General features: G+C 28.3%; 21 protein-coding genes and 1 pseudogene. 2 read left to right on the top strand and 20 right to left on the bottom strand.

Annotated features, from left to right (window positions below):
• Positions 1 to 81: 81 nt before the first annotated feature.
• From HCG70_RS12500 to HCG70_RS12440, 14 genes and pseudogenes are all read right to left on the bottom strand, one after another.
• Positions 82 to 1,692 carry an ABC transporter substrate-binding protein gene (locus HCG70_RS12500; protein ID WP_042402358.1) on the bottom strand — a complete coding sequence of 537 codons (1,611 nt, stop codon included), beginning with the start codon at positions 1,690 to 1,692 and terminating at the stop codon, positions 82 to 84.
• Positions 1,693 to 1,715: 23 nt separating this feature from the next.
• Positions 1,716 to 2,612, bottom strand: a complete 897-nt coding sequence (locus tag HCG70_RS12495) for a carbohydrate ABC transporter permease (RefSeq protein ID WP_042402355.1) — start codon at positions 2,610 to 2,612, stop codon at positions 1,716 to 1,718.
• Between the two features lie 11 nt (positions 2,613 to 2,623).
• Entirely contained in the window at positions 2,624 to 3,517 is an 894-nt protein-coding gene (locus HCG70_RS12490; protein WP_394805652.1) for an ABC transporter permease, read from the bottom strand.
• Between the two features lie 619 nt (positions 3,518 to 4,136).
• Positions 4,137 to 4,280 carry a group II intron maturase-specific domain-containing protein gene (locus HCG70_RS17825; protein WP_242833274.1) on the bottom strand — a complete coding sequence of 48 codons (144 nt, stop codon included), beginning with the start codon at positions 4,278 to 4,280 and terminating at the stop codon, positions 4,137 to 4,139.
• Positions 4,281 to 4,317: 37 nt separating this feature from the next.
• Positions 4,318 to 4,665, bottom strand: a complete 348-nt coding sequence (locus HCG70_RS12480; RefSeq protein WP_042402352.1) for a reverse transcriptase domain-containing protein — start codon at positions 4,663 to 4,665, stop codon at positions 4,318 to 4,320.
• 164 nt (positions 4,666 to 4,829) lie between these two features.
• On the bottom strand, positions 4,830 to 5,105 hold the full coding sequence (locus HCG70_RS17465) for an extracellular solute-binding protein (RefSeq protein ID WP_396021001.1): 276 nt from the start codon (positions 5,103 to 5,105) through the stop codon (positions 4,830 to 4,832).
• A gap of 3 nt (positions 5,106 to 5,108) precedes the next feature.
• A complete protein-coding gene (locus HCG70_RS17460) occupies positions 5,109 to 5,303 on the bottom strand; it encodes a hypothetical protein (protein ID WP_052330760.1) in 195 nt (64 codons plus the stop codon).
• Positions 5,304 to 5,847: 544 nt separating this feature from the next.
• Positions 5,848 to 6,786 (bottom strand): carbohydrate kinase, encoded by a 939-nt coding sequence (locus HCG70_RS12470; protein ID WP_042402349.1) that lies wholly within the window; start codon positions 6,784 to 6,786, stop codon positions 5,848 to 5,850.
• Between the two features lie 75 nt (positions 6,787 to 6,861).
• Positions 6,862 to 7,011: a hypothetical protein gene (locus HCG70_RS12465; RefSeq protein ID WP_172676149.1), complete on the bottom strand. Its 150-nt coding sequence runs from the start codon at positions 7,009 to 7,011 to the stop codon at positions 6,862 to 6,864.
• A 527-nt stretch (positions 7,012 to 7,538) separates the two neighbouring features.
• Positions 7,539 to 8,816: an FAD-dependent oxidoreductase gene (locus HCG70_RS12460; RefSeq protein ID WP_195952854.1), complete on the bottom strand. Its 1,278-nt coding sequence runs from the start codon at positions 8,814 to 8,816 to the stop codon at positions 7,539 to 7,541.
• Positions 8,816 to 9,808 (bottom strand): sulfide/dihydroorotate dehydrogenase-like FAD/NAD-binding protein, encoded by a 993-nt coding sequence (locus HCG70_RS12455; protein WP_042402721.1) that lies wholly within the window; start codon positions 9,806 to 9,808, stop codon positions 8,816 to 8,818. The genes HCG70_RS12460 and HCG70_RS12455 overlap by 1 nt, the downstream gene beginning before the upstream one ends.
• 169 nt (positions 9,809 to 9,977) lie before the next feature.
• Positions 9,978 to 11,318 (bottom strand): APC family permease, encoded by a 1,341-nt coding sequence (locus HCG70_RS12450; RefSeq protein WP_042402718.1) that lies wholly within the window; start codon positions 11,316 to 11,318, stop codon positions 9,978 to 9,980.
• 195 nt (positions 11,319 to 11,513) lie between these two features.
• Positions 11,514 to 12,122 carry an NUDIX hydrolase gene (locus HCG70_RS12445; protein WP_042402714.1) on the bottom strand — a complete coding sequence of 203 codons (609 nt, stop codon included), beginning with the start codon at positions 12,120 to 12,122 and terminating at the stop codon, positions 11,514 to 11,516.
• A 354-nt stretch (positions 12,123 to 12,476) separates the two neighbouring features.
• Positions 12,477 to 13,349: pseudogene (locus HCG70_RS12440) on the bottom strand (D-alanyl-D-alanine carboxypeptidase family protein); the annotation flags it as partial.
• A 193-nt stretch (positions 13,350 to 13,542) separates the two neighbouring features.
• On the opposite strand from HCG70_RS12440, the gene HCG70_RS12435 reads away from it, so the two are divergent.
• Together HCG70_RS12435 and ytfJ are read left to right on the top strand one after the other, a co-directional pair.
• Positions 13,543 to 14,127 (top strand): DUF2953 domain-containing protein, encoded by a 585-nt coding sequence (locus tag HCG70_RS12435; RefSeq protein WP_195949564.1) that lies wholly within the window; start codon positions 13,543 to 13,545, stop codon positions 14,125 to 14,127.
• A 22-nt stretch (positions 14,128 to 14,149) separates the two neighbouring features.
• Entirely contained in the window at positions 14,150 to 14,569 is a 420-nt protein-coding gene (ytfJ, locus tag HCG70_RS12430; RefSeq protein WP_042402709.1) for a GerW family sporulation protein, read from the top strand.
• 58 nt (positions 14,570 to 14,627) lie between these two features.
• Here the strand turns inward: ytfJ and scpB are convergent, their stop codons facing one another.
• The 6 genes from scpB to HCG70_RS12400 all read right to left on the bottom strand — a co-directional run bounded on the left by scpB (position 14,628) and on the right by HCG70_RS12400 (position 19,390).
• On the bottom strand, positions 14,628 to 15,338 hold the full coding sequence (scpB, locus tag HCG70_RS12425) for an SMC-Scp complex subunit ScpB (RefSeq protein ID WP_396021000.1): 711 nt from the start codon (positions 15,336 to 15,338) through the stop codon (positions 14,628 to 14,630).
• A complete protein-coding gene (locus HCG70_RS12420) occupies positions 15,331 to 16,086 on the bottom strand; it encodes a segregation/condensation protein A (protein ID WP_042396824.1) in 756 nt (251 codons plus the stop codon). The genes scpB and HCG70_RS12420 overlap by 8 nt, the downstream gene beginning before the upstream one ends.
• A 97-nt stretch (positions 16,087 to 16,183) precedes the next feature.
• Positions 16,184 to 16,849 (bottom strand): DUF1980 domain-containing protein, encoded by a 666-nt coding sequence (locus HCG70_RS12415; RefSeq protein ID WP_042396822.1) that lies wholly within the window; start codon positions 16,847 to 16,849, stop codon positions 16,184 to 16,186.
• 18 nt (positions 16,850 to 16,867) lie between these two features.
• On the bottom strand, positions 16,868 to 17,776 hold the full coding sequence (locus HCG70_RS12410; protein WP_052330627.1) for a permease: 909 nt from the start codon (positions 17,774 to 17,776) through the stop codon (positions 16,868 to 16,870).
• A 16-nt stretch (positions 17,777 to 17,792) separates the two neighbouring features.
• Positions 17,793 to 18,428, bottom strand: a complete 636-nt coding sequence (locus HCG70_RS12405; RefSeq protein WP_042396819.1) for a GTP-binding protein — start codon at positions 18,426 to 18,428, stop codon at positions 17,793 to 17,795.
• Positions 18,429 to 18,439: 11 nt separating this feature from the next.
• On the bottom strand, positions 18,440 to 19,390 hold the full coding sequence (locus HCG70_RS12400; protein WP_042396817.1) for a GTP-binding protein: 951 nt from the start codon (positions 19,388 to 19,390) through the stop codon (positions 18,440 to 18,442).
• Between the last annotated feature and the right edge of the window lie 259 nt (positions 19,391 to 19,649).

Raw genomic sequence — 19,649 nt, 5'->3', positions numbered from 1 at the left:
TCTAATTATATTTATCGCATTTTAATTCAAACCTCTTAACTACTTACTAATTTTTTTAATTATCTATATTTCATCTAATCTTTATTTAAAATATTCATCTAAATATTTTTGTTTAATTTCTAACATCTTAGATAAACCTAACTTTTCCATTTCTTCAAGATAAGAATTCCACTCTTCATCAATTCCACCATTTAATACCCATTCAGCTCTCTTACGATCAGTATATTGCCTTACTGCTGTTTCATATTGAGTAAGTAATTCAATATCCTCTTGACTCATAAGCACTACTGGATAATTATATTCTGCTTTCATATCCTTAACATAAGTTCCATGAAGTATATCTAATCTAGCTTTAGCATCATCTGGACAAGTTGAATATTTACCATAGTATTCATTAAGAATTGCTAATGGCCCTCCAGCACATTGATTAACTCTAACTTCCCATGGTGAAGAACCACCTAAATCTAAATGAGCTAAAGTACCATCTTCTTTCAACTCAAATATATTTTGATTTAACTCATCACCATAAGTTCCCCAGTTATTTTGAATTGATTGAAGTGGATCATATAGTTCATCTATCCATTTTGCTGTTAATTCTAAATTCTTATTTGCACTAGTTACTACACATCTACCAATATCAACACCATATCCGTTAGATCTTGGTACATTAACATTTCCTTCTGGACCTGCTAATGCTGGAAGAGCTATATAATCTTCTGGATTAGTAACGATGTTTGCAGCATCCCATGTAAAGAACATTCCATATCTACCATTATTACCCTTAGCTACATAAGTTGCCCAATCCTGTGTAAATGCTTCTGGATCAAAAAGACCTTCATTTTGAAGAGAGTTAAGCCATTTTAGTCCTTCTTTATATCCTTCTTGAACAGTTGAATAAATAACTTTCTTATCATCTGTTACAAGGAAATGATCTGTGTTATCCCCCTCACCAAATGCTCCAAGTAATATAGCAGGATCTTCATTTCCTCCATTCATTATGAATGACATAGGAATTACATCAGTTCTTCCTTCTGGATTTCCATCTCTAAATGCTTTTAATACTTCTACTAATTCATCAGTTGTAGTTGGCACTTCTAATCCTAACTCATCAAGCCATTTCTTATTTATAAATGGAATATCTGCTACAGCTTGAATAGCTTCCTTACCACTTCCTAATTCTTCTATCCATGGGAATGAATATATATGTCCATCTGGAGCTGTAATCATTTTTCTATATTCAGGATTTTCATCTAATATCTTAGATAAATTAGGCATATATTGATCTATTAAGTCTTCAACTGCAACAATTACACCTTGCTTTGAATAACGAAGCAAATCATAATTACTCATAGCTGCATTAAAAACTACATCTGGAAGTGTGTTTTTTTTAGATAATGCTAAGTTCTTCTTATCACCATATTGATCATCTGGATAGCATGTCCAATCAATATGAACATTAGTTTCTTCTTCTAATCTTTTAAATATAAGTCTTTTATTTGGATCTTGTTCTGAAATTGCTGGTGCACTTGTTAACATAGTTAAAGTTGCAGTTTCCTCTAAAGGAAATGAAACATTCGTTAACACAGTTTCCTCACTTTTCTCATTACCTTTTGACCCGCAACCTATTAAAGAAATTGCCATAATTGATACTAATGCTGTACTTATTATTGTTTTAATGTTGTTTTTCCTCATTTTTTCTCTCTCCTTTTATAATATTATCCTTTTATTGAGCCAACCATAATACCCTTATCAAAGTATTTTTGGAAGAATGGATACATAACTAATAATGGTAAACTTGAAACTACTATAGTTGAATACTTTAATAACTCTGATATCTTAGACATTTCAGCTATACTTTGAATATCAGCAATCATACCTGTAGATGGTGCATTTTGAATTAATATTGATCTTATTACTAATTGTAGCGGTTGCAAATTAGCATCATCTATATAAATCATTGCATCGAAATAGCTATTCCATTGTCCTACAAATTGATATAACATCAATACTGCTATAATTGGTTTTGATACTGGTAAAACTATCTTAAAGAAGTGCTTAATTTCACTTGCTCCATCAATAGCTGATGCTTCTCTTAACTCTCTAGGTAAAGTTTTAAAATAAGTTTTAGCAAGCATTATATTCCATACATTAATTGCTCCTGGAAGTAAAATTGCCCATACTGTATTTAAAAGATTTAACTTATCTATCAATAAATATGTTGGTATTAATCCACCACCTAAAAACATAGTTATCACATATAATGTATTTACAAATTTTCTTCCAACAAACTCTTCTTTTGATAATGGATATGCTGCCATTAATGTTACTGCAACTGATATTACTGCATATGATATAGAGTAAAATACTGAGTTCAAAAAGCCTCTTAAAAGCATATCATCTTTTAATACCCTTTTATATCCTTCTAATGACCATTTACTAAAATCAAAAGTTATACCTTCACTACTCAACACAACTGGATCCATAAAAGATGCAACAATAACATATATAAGTGGTACTATTATAGCTAAAAGAAAAATTCCTAATAATATATATCCACTATTTAAAATAAGTCTATCTGAAAGTGAAAGTTTTTGTCTTTTTTTCTTTTTCATATCTTCTCCCCCTATAGTCCTAACGCTTCTTCTTCATCTTTATTTAGTCTCTTGACTGATGTATTTACTACAACTAATAATATTACATTTATTACTGCATTAAATAATCCAACTGCTGTGGAAAAACTATAGTCACCTAACTGTAATCCCATTTTATAAGTATAGGTAGCTAATATTTCAGATGTAGGTAAATTTAAGCTTGTTTGTAATGCTAAAGCCTTTTCAAAACCTATACTCATAATTCCACCCATAGATAAAATAAATTGAATAACCATTATTGGTTTAATTGCTGGAATATCAACATTCCATATTTGTTGAAATATATTAGCACCATCAATTACCGCTGCCTCTGTCAATTCCTTACTTGCATTAGATAATGCTGCAGTATAAATAATAGAAGCCCATCCTGCACCTTGCCAAATTCCACTAGCTATATAAATAGTACGGAATGCTTCTGGCTTGGTCATAAAATTTATTGCTGTTCCAAAAGCTTGATTAATAGGTCCTACTGGTGATAAGAATAGAATAATCATCCCTGAAATTACAATTACAGAAATAAAGTTCGGAGCATATATTACTAATTGTATTACCTTTTTTATTCTCTCACTTTTAACTCTAGTTAATAGTAATGCTAGTATAATAGGTATTGGAAATCCCCATAATAATCCATAAACACTTAACTTTAAAGTATTCATTAATAGGTTCATAAAATCTGGAGATGATAAAAACCTTTGAAAATGTTTAAACCCAACCCAATCACTTCCTAATATACCTGCTATAGGGTTATAATCTTCAAATGCAATTAATATTCCTCCTATTGGAATATACTTAAATATAATCAATAGTAATAATGGAGGTAATGTAAAAAAAAGATATAACTGATAATTTCTTTTTACATAATTTATTTTTTTTACTAAACTACTTTTCCCTCCTTTCTGCCCTCTTAAAAACTTACCTCCCAATGATTCCTTTTTAATCGGTATAGCTGTCTCTACTTGCCTCAATTAAATCCCATCCCTTCGAATAAATTTTACTTATTATAATTTGCATATTTTGTATTTACATATAAATCATAAATACATGCTAACTTTTTGGTAATCGTTAACGTAACCGGTTACCTTGATTAATATAATATCATGTTACCGGTTACATGTCAATGAATTTCTTCATTTTTTTCAATTTAATTCCATGTAAATTTCTTATACAATTCAATCACCACTCAATCCTAACTTTTAATTTAATCGAGTATGAGGTAGATAATTATTTTATCTATCGGACTCTCACACTACCGTACATACCGGTCTAGTACACGGCGGTTCTTTAAGTTTAATGAATTTTAATATATTGACGCGTTAGGCTTTTCAAACCTAAGTCGTTAAAGAATTGATTTGTTATTGTAGTATTTAATATTGCACTATTTGCTACTCGCCAGTATCCTTTTCGGGTATTGGCAAATTTTATTGCTTGATAGTGATTAAGTGCTAGTTTCTTAAGGTTTTTATATCTTGTTTTAATCTTCTTTCACTATTTCCATATACACATTCTTAATCTCTGTTTAATCCATTTATCCCATTGAATAACAATGCCTTTACACTTTGCTATTCCATAATAATTAATCCAAACTATATTAACTTGATTTAGCTTAATTATTCTTTGTTCCAAAGTCATCGGTTTTGCCCTTGATAATATTTCTCGTAGTTTGTCTTTATGCTTCTTTATTAATATAATCTTCAGCTTTCTTTATTCTATCTTTTGCAGCTCTACCAGGGTGGAATTCAAAACTATTCTCCGAGAAATTTTCATCATAAATTAGGTTTAGTTCTTGTTCAATTGCTTGTTGAATAAGTCTATCTAAAACCGTATGTATTACTAGTAACCTAGTACCTCCGTTTGGTTTTGGGATTTCAGCTGTTCTAACTAGCATTAGTTTGTACTCATTATTGAATATATCTTCTCTAATTTTAGTCCATTTTGTTTGTAGAAATTGTTTAAGTTCATAAACTGTCATTCCATCAACTCCATTGCTTCCTTTATTGGATATTACTATCTTCATTGCTAGGATTAAGTTTTCCCTAGATAATATTCTTTCTAATGAGCCATATTCAAATTCATCGGTTTCTCCTTTTGAATTTAATAATACTCCTTCAATAGCTTGTTGAAATGATGTACTTATCTGAGGATACGCTGATGATTTAGATCTTGGGCGTCCATATATTACTAGTTGATCATATAATTGCTTAAATAATCCATCGTCTTTAAAATCTGATAATTGTTTTCACCTGATGGGAATGGCATATCTATAACATATCCATCTTCTAAATGTTCCTTTAATTTTTTACATATTTCAATAAATTCACTCCATGTCCATGGATTATTTATAGATGGAACTTCTATGCCTGCATCTTCTATAATATCATTGTTATAATAAAATCCCACACTAGACTCCATTACCCCTAAATCATATAAATTTCCATTTACAGTTTCTTGCTCTATAATTTAAGGAAGATATATACTTTTCTCTTCTTCTGATAGATTTGATAATGGCTGAATAATATTATTTGCTGCATATACTGATATATTAGGTCCATCAACAGTGATTACATCTGGTAATCCACCTGATATTACTGATACATTAACCTTATCTGAATACACTCCTCCACTTTCATTACGAGGAACAAACTCAATATCCAAAAAGTATTTTCCATTGAATTTTTCATTAAACTCCTTTACAGACTTTGAGTATGCCTATCCATCTGTTGTTTCTTCAATAACATGAACCCACATTGATACATATTCTTCACCATCATCAAATCCTAATATGTTTTTACTTACATCACTAGTTTTAGCAAGTGAGAAGCCAGTAAAATTTACTGTAATAGCAAATAAAATTAAACTACATATTTTTTCACTTTCTCAACTTCTTTGTTTTATATAATCCATAATGTAACCGATAACTTAATGAGATAATAACATGTTAGCGCTTACACATCAGGTTGCTTTTTCCTATTTAAGGCAATTCCTTCTTATTTGTTTATATAACTTTTTAGATAACTTATAATTTAGAGTAAGTTGCTTAATTTTATCTTTATTCTAACCTAATTTTTTATATTATGTAAAAAATAAGATACATCTCTAGATTTAACTCAAGATATATCTTATTTTAATATTATTTGGTGATATTTAATTTAACACAATATAAATTTTGTAATTGGTTAATATTTCAGCACAATTACTTCTAGCTGTTTTTGATGAAAGTTAAAACCTCATCCCAAGTTGGTATAGATTCAAGTGCACCTATTTTAGTTGTAGTTATACCTCCAACTATATTTGCAGTCTTAACTATTTCCTCCATTGATTTATGTGGGTTTTCAACAACTTGAGCTAATACAGCTCCCATAAAAGCATCACCAGCCCCAGTTGCATCCTTCATCTTTAACTCTTTTGTTGGTACTAAAATTTGTTTTTCCTTTGTTGTTAATAACGCCCCCTTTTTCCCTAGTGTAATAATTAAATTTTTGCACCCTAATTTTATAATGAATTCAGAAGCTTCTTTAATGTTGTTTTTTCCACTAATTAAAAAAGCTTCTTCTTCGCTTAACTTAACTATATTACTGTCTTTAATAAAATCAATACAACACTTTATAAATCCCTCTTTGTTATTACCAAATAAACTTTCTCTATAATTAGCATCAAATGATATTATTTTATTATTCTTTTTTGCATATTCCTTTAAATTATAATAAGTTTTTTTCAAATCTCCTTCTAAGAAAGCTGTTGCACTACCAAAATGATATAAATCAAACTTTTCAAGATTATCTTTAATCATCTCAAAAGTCAATCTTGAATCAGCATCCCTGGCAAATTCAAAATCTCTTTCTCCATCTTCCATTAATGATACAAAAGCAAATGTTGTATTATTAGTATCTAATTTAAACATAAGCTCAGTATTAATTTTATTATTTTTAAATGTATCTTCTAAAAAACTACCAAAAGCATCATTTCCAACAGTTCCACAAAAATATGCTTCTGCACCTAATTTTGATATAGCCGCTGCAACATTAGCTGGAGCACCTCCTGCCTTTTTTAAAAATCCACTTGTTTCTTTTAAAGATTTTCCTAAATCCATTGATACAAAATCTATTAATGCTTCCCCTGGACAAATTACTTTTTTCATATACCCTCTTCTCCTCTTTCTCTAATATATATTTTATGTATTTGCTTAATACTAAATATTTTTTAAATTATTCATTCAATTTATCAAGACCTCCTTCTGCCTTTTAACTATGAAGCTATCTATTATGCAACTTAATCTTATTATTTCATTATCTTTACCATATTTAAAATATAATTCACTTAAAATATCTTGTAATTCATCAATTACTGATTCTTCTATAGTCATCTCCTCACCCCAACCTCTAAAATTTTATACTTCACGTACATATACTCTATAACCCAAAGTAACCGGTAACTTTAATTAGTTTATCATATTAAAAAGTTACTATCAATATTTTTTATGTTATTTTTTACAATTTTATTTTCTAAGCTATAATAGTTCAAAAATACTTGAATAATTAATAATTAGTTATTTCATCCTAAAGAAATCCCAAGAAGTCCATAACCTCCTTGGGATTATAAATACTCTATATTAATTTTTGTTCAAAAATCCTATCCAAATTAACCTTCTTAATCTTATCACTAATTTCCTAATAATTTTACATGTACATGCTATTTCTAAATCTATTCTTTCACCACTATTAGTCCTTAACAATTATAAATAATCTATTATTATTTCATTTAGTTCATCTCTTTCCTTACTAGCTTTTCCTTCATTAATCTTTTTTATATTTAATTTGCTATATTTTCCAAGTGTCCCCAAGAAATAAATACTCTAGAGGGTAACTTTCCCCCCAGAGTATTATCTATCTTCTAAACTAATTTTTGTTCAAAAATATTATCCAAATTCAATTTCTTAATCCTATCTTCAATTTCAGCAGTATCAATAGTATACAAACCTAACTCCTGCATTCTCTTAAAATAACTAGCTCCAGCAAAAGTATACCTGTCCTTTCTTCCCTCCCTAGTAGAAGACTTCTCATTTTCATAAGATATCAAATCACCAATTGCGATAGAAGAAGGTAAAATTAAAAGATGCATTCCCATCATAAGTCTAACAGCATTGTGTCCTGCCAATGAACCTGTACAAATTGCTTCAGTATGACCAACAAAAAGTCCAGACTTTTCACCAGCACAGAAAAGATTATCAACACCAACAACCTTCATATCATTAGTCCTTGGAGCTACAGACAAATACCTTATAGAATTACCCTTACTTCCTGCATAAGGATCAACATACTTAGCATGTTCAAGTCCTGGAATCTTTCTAAGCTTTTGTAAAGGGTAATAAGTAGTCATAAGCTTAGCATGACCAGTATCAAGTAAAACTACATTTTCCGCAAATTCCTTCAAAGCATATTGTTGACAAACCTTAGTACTAAGCTTTCCATAATTAACATCCTCAGAAGGAACCTTCAAAACAACAACTCCAGTCTTATCAAGTTGCTCTCTTATACTATCAGATAAACTCTCCTTAGCAAGCTTACAAGATCCAGAAAATGCACCAAGCACATCGTCATTTCTTTCACCTTGAATATCAGCTACTCCACATCTTGCACTAATACTAAGTCTTGGTCCAAATGCTGGGCAACGTAAAATACACATAGAACATCCATTACCATATCTTAAACAATTCCCCATTGGTCCTGTTGTACCAGTAGTTTCAATAAATACATCACCTTTAACATAGCTTCCATCACTTAGTAAAATTCCATTAATTTTATTATTTTCAAAATCAACGTCTGTTACCCTTGTTTCCATATGAAGGTTAATTCCCTTATCTATTAAATAATCTCTAACTACACCTTCAATCTTATTTACATCATACAATGTTGCATGTTTATGTCCTGGAAAATCTATATTAGCATGTCTTGCACATTTATCTGTTAGCTTAATTAGATCTCCTCCACCTAATGCAATTAACTCTTCTGAAGCTGTATAACGTCCGTTGTTTCTCATTATTCCGCCAACATTACCAAGTCCAAGTAAAAGATCTGTTTTTTCATAAACATGGACTTCTGCTCCGGCTTTCTTTGCTGTTAAAGCAGCTGCACATCCAGACCAGCCCCCACCAACTATTATAACCTTCATCATATTAATCTCCTCCCCTCAAATATAGCTCTTGGACTAGCTTGCACCTTACAGAATCTCTTTACTCTGTGACCTGAAAACCTTGCTGTGCACGCTCCACATACACCTTCACCGCAACACATCTTAAAATTATTACAACATGATAAATCAATATCTTGTCTATCTAAATAATCTAAATATTCGATTACATCATAAGTTAATATATCCGCTCCAGCAATGTGGATTAAAGATATATTATTGTAACCAATTATTGATTTTATAGCCACCTTAGCTTCAGGAGATAGCTTACCTTTTTCAATTAAATTCATTTCTTGAGGAACGATATTTAGCTTATCTAACCATTCAGATACGTATACATCATTAAAAGGTTGTTTATCAACAATTACAGTAACCTTATTATCATTTTGAACTAATTTTTTAATTACAGGTACCATAGGAGCCATTCCAATACCTCTTGCAATTACTAAAATATTATTATTTTTTTGTTTTCTTATGTTTTTTAAACCAAATACACCATTCCAATAAGGTCCTCTAATTGTTATTTCTCCTCCAGATTCAATATTTAATAATTGTTTTGTTTTGACACCTCTTATTTCTATCATTACTGAAATAATATTTGTATCAATATTAGAATCTAATATTGAAATAGGAACATCAAAATAAACATTTTCATCACTTCTTATAAATATAAAGCTTCCTGGCTTTGCTAAATCTATTGCTAATTTATGTGGTGCTTCAAATTTAATTAAAAGCACATCATCTTGACATAGCACTTTTTCAGATACTTTGCAGGTATAAGCCTTTCTTTGCTCCTTAGCTTTATTACCATTATTATAAAGTTCTTGATAAATACAAACTCCATTCCAATTTAGACAATCACAAAAATGACTTCCTTGTAGTTGAGAGCAAAGTATGCATTCACCACTTTCAGCTAAATGGCAAGGGCAATACTCAGTACCAGCATCTATACAATCAATCGTCTCCTTAAACATTTCGACTCCTAAATTAATACTATACACTATATAGATTATTTCATTAAATCCGTTTTGTTACTATAAATCGCCTAATATATAAAATTTTCTACTGTAAAATATTATAAAAAAACACACAATTATAAGAGTAAACTCATATAATTGTGTGTTTTAAATTTTTATTAATAATTTATTCTAAACAACCGTTTATAATTTTTTCGTTTTTCTTACAAAATAAAACTGCTAATAACATTACTAATAAGCAGAATGCCGCATATATCCAGAATAATTGATTACCCATGCTTCCGAATAAAATAATTAATGAACCTATTATAGCTAAAACAGGATTAATTATAGTATTCCAAATACCTGAAATCTTACCTTGTCTACCTAATTGAATAACTTTTACATATAAAAGTATGTACATTGTGTAACTCATTGTAATTGATATTTCAGATATATCTGAATTTGGAAGTAATCCAAATTTAGTTGTTAAGTAATGAGCAATATACCATACTATAGCTATAATAAATGCTACTATTGCAGAATTAACTGGCATTAATAATTTTTCATCTATCTTATTAATAACCTTTGATTTTGGGAACATATTTCTTACTGATAAAGAATGTGGTAATCTTATCATTCCTAAAGTTAATCCATTAATAGTACCCATGATTGAAATTATAACAAATATTAATACAATTTTTGCTCCCCATGGTCCTAATAAGTTGTTTGCAGCTAAGTCAACGTGAGCATCTCCTAAGCTCATAATAGTTTCTGGCCCTATATACATGCTTATTCCAACAAAGTATAAAACATATACTATTAAAATAAATATAGGTGCTATTATAAGAGCTTTTGGTAAATTTCTTTTTGAATCCTTTATTTCATGTGAAATTGATGTAGAAACTACCCATCCATCAAATGAAAATGCGATTGGTGCTATTGCAGCAATCCATCCTGTAGACTTCATTGCAGTAATATCACTAAATGAAACACTGCTTGTATCTCCAAATACTAATCCAGCAACTGCAATTAATAATAAAGGTATTAACTTTATTATTGTAGATGCATTTTGGAATAATCCACCTAACTTTGCTGATAAAGTATTAATTACAAATAAGAACACCATTATTGCTAATCCAATTAACATTTGTTTTTCTAATGTTCCTTCTATTCCAAATAAAATGCAAATGTAGATTCCAGCCACCCAAGAAACTACTGCTATTAATGTTGGAAAATATAAAAATGTTTGGAACCAACCAAAAGCACATGATGTTGACTTATTATAATACTCTTCAGCATATGCTATTAAGCCACCTTCTTTTGAACTTCTTGATGCTAATTGTGATATAGTTAAACTTCCAAAAATTATAGCAATTGCTGCTATACAGAATACTAATACTCCTAATGCTACGCTTCCTCCTGTAGCAACAAGAATATTGTCACTCTTAAAGAATATTCCTGAACCTATAACAATTCCAACAATCATTGCTATGGCAGTGAATAATCCATATTCGTTTTTCTTCATGTTGTTTTCCCCCCAATGTTTTTATGTCTTTCTTCATAAGTTCACTCAGAAATTGTAATTTCCATATATCCCAAAATAGATATCTTGTAGAACAATATGCTAAGTTTCTACTAATATACCATGAAACTAACATTTAGTAAATAAAACAATTTGATTTTTTATAAAAAATTTTGAGATTTTAATTATTTTTTTAATTTATTTAAAAATTTCATCACCCATTGCTACAAAACTCTGTAAAGCCATGAAGAATTTAATATCACATCTTTCATTACTATTTAATATTTTAATTGCATCTTCTTTAGATAATAATATAGTTTCGATATCTTCATCTTCCTCTAAATTTTCTGTCGAAATTTCTCCTGAGCAAGTACAATATACTAATGAAACTGATTCATCAGTCATACCTGGTGATAAATAAAGCTTATTTCCTACTTTACTTTCTATTACCTCTTCTAAGTCTAATCCTGTTTCCTCTTTTAATTCTCTTTTAACTGTTGGTATTATATCATCATCATTATCAATTAATCCTGCTGGTAACTCATAAACATAGTTATTTAAAGGAATTCTAAACTGTTTAATAGCAACTAATTTCTTTTCATCCTTATGATATGCTAATATAACAACAGCATCTACTTTATCTTCTTTTCCATTAAAGAATTGATCTTCTAATGCCTCTTTAGTTTTTCTTGATGCAATTGTCCAAGTTTTTTCCTTACCACCCCTATTTATATAATCAGCATTATATAAGCTTAAAAATTTAGTTTTAGATAATACTTTTAATTCTTTTACTATAGTTTTACTCAAAATATTCTCCTCCGATTCTATTTACATTATTTTAATTTAATAATTAACAATACCTATATATTCATTTTATACCAAATTTATATACAATAAAAGAAAAAAGCACTAATTATTAGTGCCTTCATTTTGTATTAAACTATCAAATTCTTTTTGTGATATATCAGTGTCGCATATTAGAGCTTTTTTTAACAACTCATTTCCACTATCATTTAATGCTACTTTTCCTATAATGTCTCCACTATTTTTATCAAATAATGTGTTAAACACTTCTACCTCAACAGATCCTTGACCTTTAAATCCATAATCAAATTCTGACTCTTCAACTATTGTTCCTAAATTAATAAATTCTGATGAATTTACAATATCTTTCATATTATTTGCTTTAAAACAATAATTATCTGAAACATATTTATAAATTTGTTCTGTAACATTCCATCTGTCACTACAATTTAAAACTACGATAATAATGTTTCTACCTTCATGTCTAACTGATGAAACTAAACATTTTCCTGCTTGACCTGTATATCCAGTTTTTACTCCATTAGCTTCTGGAATTCTATACAAAATTTTATTGATATTATTATAATCTCTTGTAAAACCTGATGCATCTCTTGTTATAGTTTTTGTTCCACAAATTTGGCAAAATGTTTCATTTTCCATTGCCTTTGCAGTTAATAATGCTAAATCATAAGCACATGTATAATGCTTAGCACTATCTAACCCGTGTGGACTTTCAAAGTGAGAATTAACTAATCCCAAACTTCTTGCATAGTCATTCATAATATTAGCAAATCCTTCTACACTACCACCAATATCTTCTGCTATTGCAATTGCTGCATCATTACCAGACTTATATAATAGTCCATATAATAATTCTATTAATTTTATTTTCTCACCAGCTGTATATTTAACTTTTGATCCCCTTATAGATGATGCATTTTTACTTATAGTTACTTCTCTATCTAAATTACCTTGACTTATTGCAATCAAGGCTGTAAGGATTTTTGTTGTACTTGCCATAGGCACTATTTCGTCTGCATTTTGTGCAAATAACACTTGCTTTGTTTTACTATCCATTGCTATAGCACATCTTGCATTTACTCTAATGCTATTTAATAGATTTTCCATATCAACATCATCTATATCATCATCTTGAATATCATCGATTATAGCTAAATCTTCAACTTCATCTTCATCATCAAAGCTTTGCGCATAAACACAATTATTCATTAAATTACAAATAATTAGTACTAAACTTAAAGTTACTCCTAGGATTTTAAAATTTTTCATATCCATCACTCCTATTTTCTCCTTACACATGTAGTATTTTCATTTATTAAATTTTTAAACATGTTTATTAAATTTTTATGATTTAGATTTAATTTTTGTGGCAATACTAATAGAAGATTAGGAGAGGTTAATTATGCATATTTTAATAATTTTTGTTGTTATAGTATTAATTTTGTTTATACCTATACCCCTGAGCTTTCATTTTTATGTCTCTAAGGATAGGTTTTACGTAAAAATTTATAATATTAATTTATTATCTAATGATGGTGGCTTAATAAAGAAATTTCTTAATAAGAAAAAACCAAAAGAGGATAAAGGTAAGAATATCGAAAAAACAATTGATGACCATAAAGATGATAATGACTCCTCTAATAAAAAAGTTAAGTTTAAAGAAATACCTTTTAAAAAACTTTATCATAACCTTGCTTATAATAAATTTAAGCCAACATTAAAGTTTGATAGTAATATTTCTTATTCCTTAGGAGATTCAAGCAAAACTGCTATAGCTTTTGGTTTACTTTATAATATTAATCCAATCCTACTAAATATTTTTTCTATTATATTTAAGGTAAAAAGATATAAAAATGATTTTAAGCCTATTTTTAAAGATAAAATACTTTTTGAACTCACACTAAACAGTATAATTACCTTTAATTTAGCAAAAATTATTTATATATGTTTTATTATTATAAAATCATTTAATAAAAATAGGAGGTGAATCCCTTTATTTGGGGATTATTATGGCTGATAAACATGAATTAGAAAACTTAATGAGAAGTACTATGGAAAATTTACGTGATATGATAGATGTTAACACTGTAGTTGGAGATGTAGTAGAAACTAGTGATGGAACTTCGATTGTTCCAATTTCTAAAGTAACCTTTGGCTTTGCATCTGGTGGAAGTGAATTTGGTAACCATGTTGCTGTTAAAGATGATGGAGATGAAAATTATCCTTTTGGTGGTGGCTCAGGGGCTGGTGTCACTGTAAAGCCAGTAGCATTTTTAATAGTTAAGGACGGCTCTGTAAGATTGCAACCTGTAGATTATGATAATACTGTTGATAGAATTGTAGATTCAGTTCCTCAACTTTTAGACTTATTTAAAGGATTCTTTAAAGATAAAAATGCTGGAACTGAAAGTCAAGATTTAGACTTATAAAAAAGTAGCTGTATCAAAACAATTAAATTTTGATACAGCTTTATTTATATAATAAAAATTATTTATCTTCATCAATAGCAGCTTCATTCATCTCTTCTGCTACTTCCTCTTCTATATTATTTTCATTATCATTATTTTCAAAATCATCAACTTCTGGTTCCATATCTTCAATTGCTTTATTTAATAAATCAATTGAACTTTGAGTTTCTTCATCACTATATAAATCTAATGATGGTAATTCCTTTATTGTTTTTAAACCAAATTGTCTTAAAAATTCATCTGTTGTTCCATAAAGTATTGGTCTTCCTGGAACTTCTAATCTACCTATATCTTTAATTAATCCTCTTTCAATTAATCTTGCAATAGCAGATTCAGATTTAACACCTCTTATTTCATCTATATCTATACGTGTTATTGGCTGTTTATATGCAATTATTGCTAAACTTTCTATAGAAGCTTGTGATAGAGAATGTTTTTTATTTTTCTTTAATAGCTTTTGAACAAAATCTGAATTTTCACTTTTAGTTACTAATTGATATGCTCCATTTATGCTAATTAATCTTATTCCTCTACTTTTATCTTCATATTCATTTGCCATTTCACTCAGGATTTCTTCAACATTCTTTTCTTTAAGTTCTAAATTATTGCTTAATTCCCTTAATGCTAAAGGTTCACCACTTACAAATAGCATTGATTCTATGGCTGATTTTATATCTGACTTTCTTGATAGTTCATTAAATTCATATTGCTTAACATCAATGTTACTCAATATCTCTCCTCCTCTTAATAAGTATATTTGAAAAACTCTCATCTTGGAAAACTTGAATAGTTCTTATCTTTATAAGCTCTAATAATGCTAAAAATGTTACTACAGTTTCAAGCTTACATGTACTTTCTTTCATTAAGTTATTGAATTCAATAACTTCACTAGAATTAAACCTTTCTAAAAGTTCTTCCATCTTATCTTCAACCTTATACTTATCTACATATATCTTCTTTTGTACTACATTAACCTTATTTTGTTTCTCTCTATAGGTTTCTAATATTTTATTATAAATATTATATAAATCTAAAAGTGTAAGATTTTTAAATATATCATCATTATCGATTTTTTCTGGTTTTATTTCTTCAATAATTTCAGGCTTTTTACTAAAAACTTCACCAGCATTTATATATTTATTCTTAAAGAATTCTGAAACGTTCTTTATCTTCTTATATTCAATTAGTCGTTCCATTAATCTTTTTTCAATATCTTCTTCACTTTCCTCTTCTTCATCAACCTTTACTTTTGGTAAAAGATTTTTTGATTTTATCTCTATTAAAGTAGCTGCTACTACTATAAATTCAGATGTAATTTCAAGGTCCATTACTTTTCTAGTATTAAGATATTCTAAATATTGATTTGTAACTTTATATATCTCTATATTATATATATTCATCTTATTCTTTTTAATAAGATGTAGTAATAAATCAAAAGGTCCTTCAAAATCTGCCACTTTAACCTTTGGCAATTCCATTAATTCATCCCGCCTTTATATTTTTATTAAACTTCCCTATTAATCTTATAGGGTCTCATAACTTATATAATATCAATTTTCTAATAAAAGAACAACCCTAAAGGTGCTCATGATAATATATATCCGTTGGTTCATTTTGAAGCTTATATTCATTAGCTAATATAAAGAACTTTTCATCAAAGCAAATTTCTCCGCTTATACTTATCCATTGCCCATCTTCAAAATCATTATCAATACCTTTTACTCTTATTTGTATTTTTTCTTTATCTGCCTGACAGCATTTCACTGCTATTCTTGAAATAATAATGCAATCAGGATTTTCTTCACTTTTATCTACATACCCTAAAAAAATCATCTTTTTTCCTTCGAACTTTTCTTTATTGTCATTTATGTCATTTAAAATTTCATAATTTTCGCTATTTATAATTATAGCATCATCGTTTTTATTAAGGCCCAAATCACTATTTATATTATTAGTTTTTAATAATGGAAATATAAAAAGCAAAATAAAACCTATACATAATGTGAAAGTTAATGGAATAAATTTATTTGTTATTTCAACCCTTCTTTTAATAGTAAATATTCTTCCAAACTGAGCAATTGTAAACACACCTAAAATAACTATACTTAAGTAAAAGTATTTTATCATGTCTACTCCTACAAAGTTAGTAATATTTCCACTTCTTATTAAAAAAACAATCGAAACTTCCATTAATATTAAAATAATAAACCATATTAATTCATCAACATTGAATTTTTTCATAGCTCCCCCATATATTAATTAAACTACAACTAAACAAATCAGAAATACTACAACAGAAATCATTGCTAAAAGCTTAAGGACAAACTTCTTTTTAAAGAATCCAAAGGCTAAAATTAAATTTTTAAGATCCATCATTGGACCTAATATTAAAAAGGCAATTACTCCTGCAACCCCAAAGTTGTCCATAAACCCTTTTGCAACAAATGCATCTGCTTCTGAGCATAAAGAAAGTAAAAAGCCCAAACACATCATTATTATAATTCCTATGGTTTTTCCTGAGGTCATATTATTTATTAAGCTATCTTGCATAAAAACAACAAAAATACTTGAAAGGAATGCACCAAAAATAAAATAAATACTTATATTTAAAAATTCATTAGAAGCATTTAATATTAAATTCTTTATCTTACCTTTCAATGAAATATAATAATTATTACTATAAGTACAACAATCACAATAAAGTCCAACATTATCATCTTTAACAACTTCATTTTTCTTCTTTTTGTCATACATTATACCAGTCAATAAACCAACTATTAATGCACCTACTACTCCTCCAATAGTTCTATAGATAACAACACTTATGTTATCTGGAAATGCATAATATGTAGACATAATTACAACGGGATTAACTATAGGTACAGCTAACATAAATGTAATTCCAACACCTACAGGTAATCCTTTCTTTATTAAGCTTCTTGCAATAGGAACAATTGCACATTCACAAACTGGAAAAAATATTCCTGCAATTGCAGCTATAAAATATCCTATAATACTGTTTTTAGGTATTATTTTTTTTATAAAATCATCAGAAACATAAATTTGAATTATTGCTGATAAAACTGCACCTATTAGTAAAAAAGGTAGTGCTTCAACAATAATTCCAAGGTAACTCCACATCCAAGATTCAAATTTACTTATACTCACTTTCTCACCTGCTAACTCACTTTCTCATATAATCAATTATCTTAACCCTCATGTTTCTTAAAAAATTATTTTCAAGCAACTTACTTTCATCTAATGCTTTTTCGAAATCCTCATTATTATTTGACTTTATAATTTGTGCTTTATGATTTAATGTACCAAGAAGATCTATATCTTCCTCTATTTTTTCTTCACTTAACTTATAACAATTATTTATTACTAAAACATCACTACTTTGAATAAAAGGAAGTAAAAGTTCTCCCATATTCTTAATATAAAAATCTAAGCTATCTCCGTCACATACAAAATACATTGTATTTAATTTTATGAGTTTTCCTGTTTCATTATCAAAAATGCATCTGTATAAATGTTCTAAAGTTTCTGTACCGTTATACTCAATTATTATCCTATGTGGCTTATATTCCTTAACAATCTTATAAATTTCTCCGTTTAACTCTGAGTTATCCTCTATAAAATCAATATGTTTAACAGTAATATCATTTTCTTCTAACTCTTTAATTTTTACATTTCCGCTTTCACATGTTAAGACTATTATTTTTTCACCAACTGCCTTAGTTTTATTGATTAATGAATTAATAAAGGCTGACTTTCCAGCCCCTAAAAATCCAGTAACTACTTCTATGCCAACCTTCATAATACCACCACCTAAAGAAAGAAATTTTTTATTTTATCTCTATTTAAGTTTGTCCCAATAAAGGAAATAACAGATTCTCCTCTATAAGCTATCTTTTCCATATTTATTTCAGATAAAGTATAGTCAAACTGTTCCTTACCATTATTAGTGTCAACTATTCCTTTTGCTCTAATTATTTCTCCAAATTCAAAGCTATTTTTAATAAAATTAAATTTACTTAAAAGTTCTTCCTTAGAAACTTTTCTATTAACCTTAAGTGCAAAGCTTTCAAATTGGTCTTCTTCATTATTTTCTTTTTTAAGTATTCCTTTAGAAAAACTGCTTTTCTTTAATGATGTTTTTCCACTTTTTGTACCTTTATTCCTTATAATAAAATTCTTTGGTATTAAGTCTTCAGCTTTAGTATTTTTCCATTCCTTACTAACGATGATTGCATTTTTATTTATTTTTCCTATTTCATCATGTAATTTCTTAACCTCTTCACTACTTATATTTTGAGTTCTACTTAATATCACAATATCAGCATTTCTTATTTGGTTATCAAAGAAGCTTTTAAAATTAGATAAATATAAATTAAATTTTTCTGCATCAACAACTGTTATTGCCTTTTCAACATAAGCAACATCTTTCAATTCTTTCTCTTCAAATACTTTTTTTATGTCACTTAGCTTTGCTACTCCTGTAGGTTCTACTAACAGCCTGTCTACATTGCAATTTTCAACAACATCTAAAATTGATTCCTTAAAATCACCGGTTACCTGACAGCAAATACATCCTGCATTAATTTCTTTTACTAATGTATTTGTTCTTTTTAATATTGTTCCATCAATACTTACTTCACCAAATTCATTTTCAATAATAGCTATATTTTCATTATAATAGCCTTCTTCTATTAGCTTCTTTATTAATTGTGTTTTTCCTGCTCCAAGAAACCCTGAAAATAATTCTACTTTAACACTCATTCTAAACTTTCCCTATATTATTGTTCTCAAAAAATTCTATGAAAACTTTCTTACTTTTATGCTTATTTTACTTTCAATAATGTTTATCATATATTTTTTTATTTTTTGTATATAATAATATTGTAGATGTATCATTTTATATGAACGTTATACACAAATAAAAAAATAGAGTTGCCATTATGGAGGGCACTGAAAAAGTGCCTTTCGGAATAAAAGACCTAAAAAATTTTTTTAAGACAATTTTTTAGGTCTTTTATGT

It is taken from the genome of Clostridium sp. K04 (assembly GCF_019734375.1).
GTDB classification, from domain to species: Bacteria; Bacillota; Clostridia; order Clostridiales; family Clostridiaceae; genus Clostridium; species Clostridium saudiense.
The sequence above is the reverse complement of the archived record's forward strand: the minus strand, read 5'-3'. Positions and strand labels throughout refer to the sequence as shown.

Excerpts from the sequence above, each read along its gene's own strand:
- HCG70_RS12500 (WP_042402358.1), bottom strand. The coding sequence starts at position 1,692 with ATGAGGAAAAACAACATTAAAACAATAATAAGTACAGCATTAGTATCA.
- HCG70_RS12495 (WP_042402355.1), bottom strand. The coding sequence starts at position 2,612 with ATGAAAAAGAAAAAAAGACAAAAACTTTCACTTTCAGATAGACTTATT.
- HCG70_RS17825 (WP_242833274.1), bottom strand. The coding sequence starts at position 4,280 with ATGACTTTGGAACAAAGAATAATTAAGCTAAATCAAGTTAATATAGTT.
- HCG70_RS12480 (WP_042402352.1), bottom strand. The coding sequence starts at position 4,665 with ATGAAGATAGTAATATCCAATAAAGGAAGCAATGGAGTTGATGGAATG.
- HCG70_RS12470 (WP_042402349.1), bottom strand. The coding sequence starts at position 6,786 with ATGAAAAAAGTAATTTGTCCAGGGGAAGCATTAATAGATTTTGTATCA.
- HCG70_RS12465 (WP_172676149.1), bottom strand. The coding sequence starts at position 7,011 with ATGACTATAGAAGAATCAGTAATTGATGAATTACAAGATATTTTAAGT.
- HCG70_RS12460 (WP_195952854.1), bottom strand. The coding sequence starts at position 8,816 with ATGAAGGTTATAATAGTTGGTGGGGGCTGGTCTGGATGTGCAGCTGCT.
- HCG70_RS12455 (WP_042402721.1), bottom strand. The coding sequence starts at position 9,808 with ATGTTTAAGGAGACGATTGATTGTATAGATGCTGGTACTGAGTATTGC.
- HCG70_RS12450 (WP_042402718.1), bottom strand. The coding sequence starts at position 11,318 with ATGAAGAAAAACGAATATGGATTATTCACTGCCATAGCAATGATTGTT.
- HCG70_RS12435 (WP_195949564.1), top strand. The coding sequence starts at position 13,543 with ATGCATATTTTAATAATTTTTGTTGTTATAGTATTAATTTTGTTTATA.
- ytfJ (WP_042402709.1), top strand. The coding sequence starts at position 14,150 with ATGGCTGATAAACATGAATTAGAAAACTTAATGAGAAGTACTATGGAA.
- HCG70_RS12420 (WP_042396824.1), bottom strand. The coding sequence starts at position 16,086 with ATGGAATTGCCAAAGGTTAAAGTGGCAGATTTTGAAGGACCTTTTGAT.
- HCG70_RS12415 (WP_042396822.1), bottom strand. The coding sequence starts at position 16,849 with ATGAAAAAATTCAATGTTGATGAATTAATATGGTTTATTATTTTAATA.
- HCG70_RS12405 (WP_042396819.1), bottom strand. The coding sequence starts at position 18,428 with ATGAAGGTTGGCATAGAAGTAGTTACTGGATTTTTAGGGGCTGGAAAG.
- HCG70_RS12400 (WP_042396817.1), bottom strand. The coding sequence starts at position 19,390 with ATGAGTGTTAAAGTAGAATTATTTTCAGGGTTTCTTGGAGCAGGAAAA.